Origin of the sequence: Shewanella sp. BJSY2023SW001, assembly GCF_047314685.1 — a bacterium.
GTDB lineage: Bacteria > Pseudomonadota > Gammaproteobacteria > Enterobacterales > Shewanellaceae > Shewanella > Shewanella indica.
Genome location: NZ_JBKORF010000041.1, coordinates 20,535 through 27,054, shown reverse-complemented (window position 1 = coordinate 27,054; position 6,520 = coordinate 20,535). Strand labels below are relative to the sequence as shown.

Below are 6,520 nucleotides of genomic sequence, written 5' to 3'. Positions count from 1 at the left end.
AAGCCCCACGTTAACGTGGGCACCATTGGTCACGTTGACCATGGTAAAACCACTCTGACTGCTGCTATCTCAACTGTACTGTCTAAGACTTACGGTGGTGAGGCTCGTGACTTCGCAGCGATCGATAACGCTCCAGAAGAGCGTGAGCGCGGTATTACCATCAATACCTCTCACATCGAGTATGACACTCCAACTCGTCACTACGCTCACGTAGACTGCCCAGGTCACGCTGACTATGTTAAAAACATGATCACCGGTGCTGCCCAGATGGACGGCGCAATCCTGGTAGTAGCTTCTACTGACGGCCCAATGCCACAGACTCGTGAGCACATCCTGCTGTCTCGTCAGGTAGGTGTACCTTTCATCATCGTATTCATGAACAAGTGTGACATGGTAGACGATGAAGAGCTGCTGGAACTGGTAGAGATGGAAGTTCGTGAACTGCTGTCTGAGTACGATTTCCCAGGTGATGACCTGCCAGTAATTCAGGGCTCAGCTCTGAAAGCTCTGGAAGGCGACGCTCAGTGGGAAGCCAAGATCATCGAACTGGCTGAAGCACTGGATTCTTACATCCCTGAGCCAGAGCGTGATATCGATAAGCCATTCCTGCTGCCTATCGAAGACGTATTCTCAATCTCTGGTCGCGGTACTGTAGTAACAGGTCGTGTAGAGCGCGGTATCATCAAAGTTGGTGACGAAGTAGAAATCGTGGGTATCCACGACACTACCAAGACTACCTGTACTGGTGTAGAAATGTTCCGTAAGCTGCTGGACGAAGGTCGTGCCGGTGAGAACTGCGGTATCCTGCTGCGTGGTACCAAGCGTGATGAAGTAGAGCGTGGTCAAGTACTGGCTAAGCCTGGTTCAATCACTCCACACACCAAGTTCGAATCAGAAGTTTACGTACTGTCTAAAGAAGAAGGTGGTCGTCACACTCCATTCTTTAAAGGCTACCGTCCACAGTTCTACTTCCGTACAACTGACGTGACCGGTACTATCGAACTGCCAGAAGGCGTAGAGATGGTAATGCCAGGCGACAACATCAAGATGGTTGTTACTCTGATCTGCCCAATCGCGATGGACGAAGGTCTGCGCTTCGCAATCCGTGAAGGTGGCCGTACAGTTGGTGCTGGTGTTGTAGCCAAGATCATCGCTTAATTGCGGATCTCAGCTATCATAAAAAGGCGACCTTGAGGTCGCCTTTTTATTGGCCGTTTGTCAGTCGTTCAAAAATGGTTGGCAATGAGCGTTGAAGTCAGTATAATTTGCGCCACTTTTTGACGGCGTTAATGCTGTTGATAATTCCGACAGTAGGCTTGTAATCCGTAACTGGATGAGTATAATAGCCTCCTCGCTTAACTTGAGTAAGCGACAAAAGTTGATTTAGCCCTCGGGGCTAAACACAAATACAGCGACTCCGATTGGGAGTCGAACGGTTAAATCATCTCGCTCTGTCTTTCCAAGAAAGGAAATGGCTAGAGGGTGATTTTTTATGTGTCCATTTTAGGAGCTCTGGTCAATGCAGAACCAAAGAATCCGTATCCGCTTGAAAGGATTTGATCATCGTTTGATTGATCAGTCTACCGCGGAAATCGTTGAAACTGCTAAGCGTACTGGCGCCCAGGTACGTGGTCCTATCCCACTGCCTACGCGCAAAGAGCGTTATACCGTTTTGATCTCTCCGCACGTTAATAAAGATGCTCGTGACCAATACGAAATCCGTACTCACAAGCGTTTGGTTGACATCGTAGAGCCAACTGAGAAGACAGTCGACGCGCTGATGCGTCTGGATCTTGCGGCTGGTGTCGACGTACAGATTAGCTTGGGTTAATTGAGATCCTTAGAAGAGGTTTGAGAGATGGCTATCGGTCTTATTGGTCGTAAAGTGGGTATGACCCGCATCTTCACCGAAGATGGCGTGTCTATCCCTGTTACTGTAATTGAAGTAAATGCAAACCGCGTTACTCAGGTGAAAACTCTGGAAAACGACGGCTACCGTGCACTTCAAGTTACTACTGGTGCCAAAAAAGCCAACCGCATCACTAAGCCAGAAGCAGGTCACTTTGCCAAAGCGGGCGTTGACGCCGGCCGTGGTTTGTGGGAAATGCGTCTGGCAGACGGTGAAGGCGAAGGCATTGAAGTTGGTGCTGAGCTGAACGTAGATATCTTCGCTGACGTAGCGAAAGTAGATGTTACCGGTCAATCAAAAGGTAAAGGTTTCCAAGGCGGCGTTAAGCGCTGGAACTTCCGTACCCAGGATATGACTCACGGTAACTCATTGGCGCACCGTGCTAACGGTTCTATCGGTCAGAACCAGACGCCAGGTCGCGTATTCAAAGGCAAAAAAATGTCAGGCCACATGGGTGCTGAGCGTGTTACCACTCAAAATCTGGACGTAGTACGTGTAGATGCTGAGCGTAACCTGCTGCTGGTTAAAGGTGCTGTTCCAGGCGCTACCAATGGCGACCTGATCATCAAGCCTGCCGTTAAAGCCTAAGGTCTGAGGAGATAGTAATGGAATTGGTATTGAAAGACGCGCAAAGCGCTCTTGAAGTTTCCGAAACTACCTTCGGCCGTGACTTTAATGAAGCACTGGTTCATCAGGTAGTTGTAGCTTACGCTGCAAACGCGCGTCAGGGCACTCGTGCTCAGAAAACTCGCGCTGAAGTGACTGGCTCTGGCAAGAAGCCATGGCGCCAAAAAGGTACTGGCCGCGCTCGTGCGGGTGGTGTCAAGGGTCCAATCTGGCGTGGCGGTGGCGTAACTTTCGCTGCTAAAACCCAAGATCACAGCCAGAAAGTCAACAAGAAAATGTACCGCGGCGCTCTGAAGAGCATCCTGTCCGAGCTGGTACGTCAAGAACGTCTGATCGTTGTTGAAAAGTTTGCTGTTGAAGCTCCTAAAACTAAAGAGCTGAAGGCCAAGCTGAAAGACATGGGTCTGGAAGACGTATTGATTGTGACTTCCGAAGTTGACGAGAATCTGTTCTTGGCAGCTCGCAACCTGTACAAGGTTGATGTTCGTGATGTTGCTGGTATTGACCCAGTAAGCCTAATCGCGTTCGACAAAGTGCTGGTAACTGCTGATGCTGTTAAGCAAATCGAGGAGATGCTGGCATGATCCGCGAAGAACGTTTACTGAAAGTTATTCTGGCGCCTCACATCTCTGAAAAGAGCACTGTGGTTGCTGAGAAGAACAACACTGTAGTTTTCCGTGTAGCTATCGACGCCACTAAAGCTGAGATCAAAGCTGCAGTTGAAAAACTGTTTGAAGTTGAAGTTGATTCAGTTCGCACTCTGGTGAACAAAGGCAAAACCAAGCGTCACGGTGCCCGTGTTGGTCGTCGCAGCGATTGGAAAAAAGCCTATGTTACTCTGGCTGAGGGTGCTGACATCGATTTCGTCGGCGCTGAAGCGTAAGGAGATTACTCATGGCAGTTATTAAGTGTAAGCCAACCTCTCCAGGTCGTCGCCACGTCGTTAAAGTGGTTAACTCTGACCTGCACAAGGGTAAACCTTTTGCTGGCCTGTTGGCGAAAAAATCTAAGAGTGGCGGCCGTAACAACACTGGTCGTATCACTGTTCGTCACGTTGGTGGTGGTCATAAGCAACACTACCGTCTGATTGACTTCAAACGTGATAAAGATGGTATCCCAGCGAAGATTGAGCGTCTGGAATACGATCCAAACCGTACTGCGCACATCGCGCTGGTACTGTACGCAGACGGTGAACGTCGCTACATCCTCGCTGCCAAAGGCATGCAGGCTGGTGACAAAATCGTTTCTGGCGTAGAAGCTGAAATCAAGACAGGTAACGCCCTGCCGCTGCGTAACATCCCAGTGGGTAGCGTAGTTCACGCTGTTGAAATGAAACCTGGCAAAGGTGCTCAGATTGCACGTTCTGCCGGTGCTTATGTACAAGTTGTAGCTCGTGATGGCGCTTATGCCACTCTGCGTCTTCGCTCTGGCGAAATGCGCAAAGTGCCAGTTGATTGCCGCGCGACTCTGGGTGAAGTTGGTAACGCCGAGCACATGCTGCGTCAACTGGGTAAAGCCGGTGCCAAACGCTGGAGAGGCGTACGCCCAACAGTTCGTGGTGTTGCAATGAACCCAGTAGACCACCCACATGGTGGTGGTGAAGGCCGTTCTTCTGGTGGTCGTCACCCAGTGACTCCATGGGGTGTGCCAACTAAGGGTTACAAGACCCGTAGTAACAAGCGCACTGACAAGTACATCGTACGTCGTCGTAATAAATAGTAAGAGGATTCGCCATGCCACGTTCTCTCAAGAAAGGTCCATTCATTGACCTGCACTTGCTGAAGAAGGTAGAGAAAGCGGTGGAAGCAGGTGACAAAAAGCCTATTAAGACTTGGTCACGTCGCTCAATGATCATTCCAAACATGATTGGTTTGACCATCGCTGTCCATAATGGTCGTCAGCACGTTCCTGTGTTCGTAACTGACGAAATGATCGGCCACAAACTTGGTGAATTCTCACCAACTCGCACTTATCGCGGCCATGCTGCTGATAAGAAAGCGAAGAAGCGTTAATACGGGAGGAATGAGATGGAAGTTTTAGCTAAACATCGTTTTGCCCGTACGTCGCCTCAAAAGGCTCGTTTGGTAGCTGATCAGATCCGTGGTTTGCCTGTTTCCAAGGCCCTCGAGATCCTGACCTTCAGCCCCAAGAAAGCCGCCGTACTGGTCAAAAAAGTACTGGATTCAGCCATTGCCAATGCTGAGCATAACGAAGGTGCTGACATTGATGAACTGAAAGTTGGAAAAGTCTTCGTCGATGAAGGTCCAACTATGAAGCGCATCATGCCACGTGCTAAAGGCCGCGCCGACCGTATCATGAAGCGTACCAGCCACATTACTGTGGTTGTATCAGATCGCTAGGAGAGAGCAATGGGACAGAAAGTACATCCTAATGGTATCCGTCTGGGTATCACTAAGCCTTGGGTCTCTACCTGGTACGCTGATAAAGCAGACTACGCTGCTAATCTGCACGGCGACTGGGAAGTGCGTAAGTTTCTCGAAGAGAAGCTGAAAGCCGCATCAGTATCTAAGATCGTTATCGAACGCCCAGCGAAAAGCATCCGCGTTACTATTCACACTGCCCGTCCAGGTGTTGTGATCGGTAAGAAAGGTGAAGACGTTGAGGTTCTGCGTGCTGAAGTTGCCAAAATTACTGGCACTCCTGCGCAAATTAACATCGCTGAGATCCGTAAGCCTGAGCTGGACGCCAAGCTGGTAGCTGATTCTATCGCTCAACAGCTGGAGCGTCGTGTTATGTTCCGTCGCGCTATGAAGCGTGCGGTACAGAACGCTATGCGTCTGGGCGCTAAAGGTATCAAAGTTGAAGTTAGTGGCCGTTTAGGCGGCGCTGAGATTGCGCGCACCGAGTGGTATCGCGAAGGCCGTGTGCCTCTGCATACACTGCGTGCTGACATCGACTATTCAACCTCTGAAAGTCACACTCAATACGGTGTGATCGGCATTAAAGTTTGGGTCTTCAAAGGTGAAGTCCTGGACGGTATCGTGCCTCAGATCGAAGAGCCGAAGCAGCAACCTAAGCGCAAGCCTCGTGGTAAATAGGAGAGCCGGCAATGCTGCAACCTAAACGTATGAAGTTTCGCAAAATGTTCAAAGGCCGCAACCGCGGTCTGGCGAACGGTACTGAAGTTAGCTTCGGTACATTTGGTCTGAAAGCAGTTGGCCGCGGCCGTTTAACTGCCCGTCAGATCGAATCTGCACGTCGTGCCATGACACGTCACATTAAGCGTCAAGGTCAAATCTGGATTCGGGTTTTTCCTGACAAGCCAATTACCTCTAAGCCTCTTGAAGTGCGTATGGGTAAAGGTAAAGGTAACGTTGAATACTGGGTATGTCAGATTCAACCAGGCAAGGTACTCTATGAAATGAATGGCGTTTCAGAAGAGCTGGCTCGCGAAGCTTTCGCACTGGCCGCTGCTAAACTGCCTATCAAGACTACCTTCGTAACTAAGACGGTGATGTAATGAAAGCGAGCGAACTGAGAGAAAAGAGCGTTGAGGAATTGAACGCTGAACTGCTTGGTCTGCTGCGTGAGCAGTTTAACCTGCGTATGCAACACGCCACTGGTCAGCTGGCACAAACTCACCAGCTGAAGCAAGTGCGCCGTAACATTGCGCGCGTTAAGACCATTATTACTTCTAAGGCAGGTGCATAATGTCTGAGAAAATCCGTACTTTGCAGGGTAAAGTCATCAGCGACAAGATGGATAAGTCCATCACTGTAGCTGTTGAGCGTCAAGTTAAGCACCCAATCTACGGTAAGTACATCAAACGTACTACTAAGATCCATGCACATGACGAACAAAACCAGTGTAAAGAAGGTGATTTCGTGTCTATTCGCGAATGTCGCCCTCTGTCTAAGACTAAGTCTTGGACTCTGGTTGAAGTAGTAAGCAAGGCCTAATTTTTATTAGGTAAACTGGTAAACGGCTCCTTTTTGGGGCCGTTTGTTTTTTAATACTATCCAT

Annotated in this window: 12 protein-coding genes; all 12 read left to right on the top strand. The window is 49.5% G+C overall.

What is annotated here, in order from left to right; all coding sequences use genetic code 11:
• The coding region (gene tuf / locus ACMHXH_RS09740) for an elongation factor Tu (RefSeq protein WP_413738001.1) at window positions 1-1,158 on the top strand (1,158 nt) is incomplete at its 5' end.
• Between the two features lie 361 nt (window positions 1,159-1,519).
• Window positions 1,520-1,831, top strand: coding sequence for a 30S ribosomal protein S10 (gene rpsJ, locus ACMHXH_RS09735; RefSeq protein WP_011635639.1), 312 nt, complete (start codon window positions 1,520-1,522; stop codon window positions 1,829-1,831).
• A gap of 27 nt (window positions 1,832-1,858) precedes the next feature.
• Window positions 1,859-2,497 (top strand): 50S ribosomal protein L3, encoded by a 639-nt coding sequence (gene rplC, locus ACMHXH_RS09730; protein ID WP_025889970.1) that lies wholly within the window; start codon window positions 1,859-1,861, stop codon window positions 2,495-2,497.
• Window positions 2,498-2,514: 17 nt separating this feature from the next.
• Entirely contained in the window at window positions 2,515-3,120 is a 606-nt protein-coding gene (rplD, locus tag ACMHXH_RS09725) for a 50S ribosomal protein L4 (RefSeq protein ID WP_025011959.1), read from the top strand.
• On the top strand, window positions 3,117-3,419 hold the full coding sequence (rplW, locus tag ACMHXH_RS09720; protein WP_039036038.1) for a 50S ribosomal protein L23: 303 nt from the start codon (window positions 3,117-3,119) through the stop codon (window positions 3,417-3,419). The genes rplD and rplW overlap by 4 nt, the downstream gene beginning before the upstream one ends.
• 11 nt (window positions 3,420-3,430) lie before the next feature.
• Complete coding sequence (gene rplB / locus ACMHXH_RS09715) at window positions 3,431-4,255, top strand: 50S ribosomal protein L2 (RefSeq protein WP_039036039.1); 825 nt, start codon at window positions 3,431-3,433, stop codon at window positions 4,253-4,255.
• 14 nt (window positions 4,256-4,269) lie between these two features.
• On the top strand, window positions 4,270-4,548 hold the full coding sequence (rpsS, locus tag ACMHXH_RS09710) for a 30S ribosomal protein S19 (protein WP_025011962.1): 279 nt from the start codon (window positions 4,270-4,272) through the stop codon (window positions 4,546-4,548).
• Between the two features lie 15 nt (window positions 4,549-4,563).
• Window positions 4,564-4,896 carry a 50S ribosomal protein L22 gene (rplV, locus tag ACMHXH_RS09705; RefSeq protein ID WP_039036040.1) on the top strand — a complete coding sequence of 111 codons (333 nt, stop codon included), beginning with the start codon at window positions 4,564-4,566 and terminating at the stop codon, window positions 4,894-4,896.
• 9 nt (window positions 4,897-4,905) lie between these two features.
• Window positions 4,906-5,595 carry a 30S ribosomal protein S3 gene (gene rpsC, locus ACMHXH_RS09700; RefSeq protein WP_039036041.1) on the top strand — a complete coding sequence of 230 codons (690 nt, stop codon included), beginning with the start codon at window positions 4,906-4,908 and terminating at the stop codon, window positions 5,593-5,595.
• Between the two features lie 11 nt (window positions 5,596-5,606).
• Window positions 5,607-6,017, top strand: a complete 411-nt coding sequence (gene rplP / locus ACMHXH_RS09695) for a 50S ribosomal protein L16 (RefSeq protein WP_039036042.1) — start codon at window positions 5,607-5,609, stop codon at window positions 6,015-6,017.
• Window positions 6,017-6,208, top strand: a complete 192-nt coding sequence (gene rpmC, locus ACMHXH_RS09690; RefSeq protein WP_011758342.1) for a 50S ribosomal protein L29 — start codon at window positions 6,017-6,019, stop codon at window positions 6,206-6,208. Before rplP ends, rpmC begins: the two co-directional genes overlap by 1 nt.
• On the top strand, window positions 6,208-6,456 hold the full coding sequence (gene rpsQ / locus ACMHXH_RS09685) for a 30S ribosomal protein S17 (RefSeq protein WP_025011966.1): 249 nt from the start codon (window positions 6,208-6,210) through the stop codon (window positions 6,454-6,456). Before rpmC ends, rpsQ begins: the two co-directional genes overlap by 1 nt.
• The last annotated feature ends 64 nt before the right edge of the window (window positions 6,457-6,520 follow it).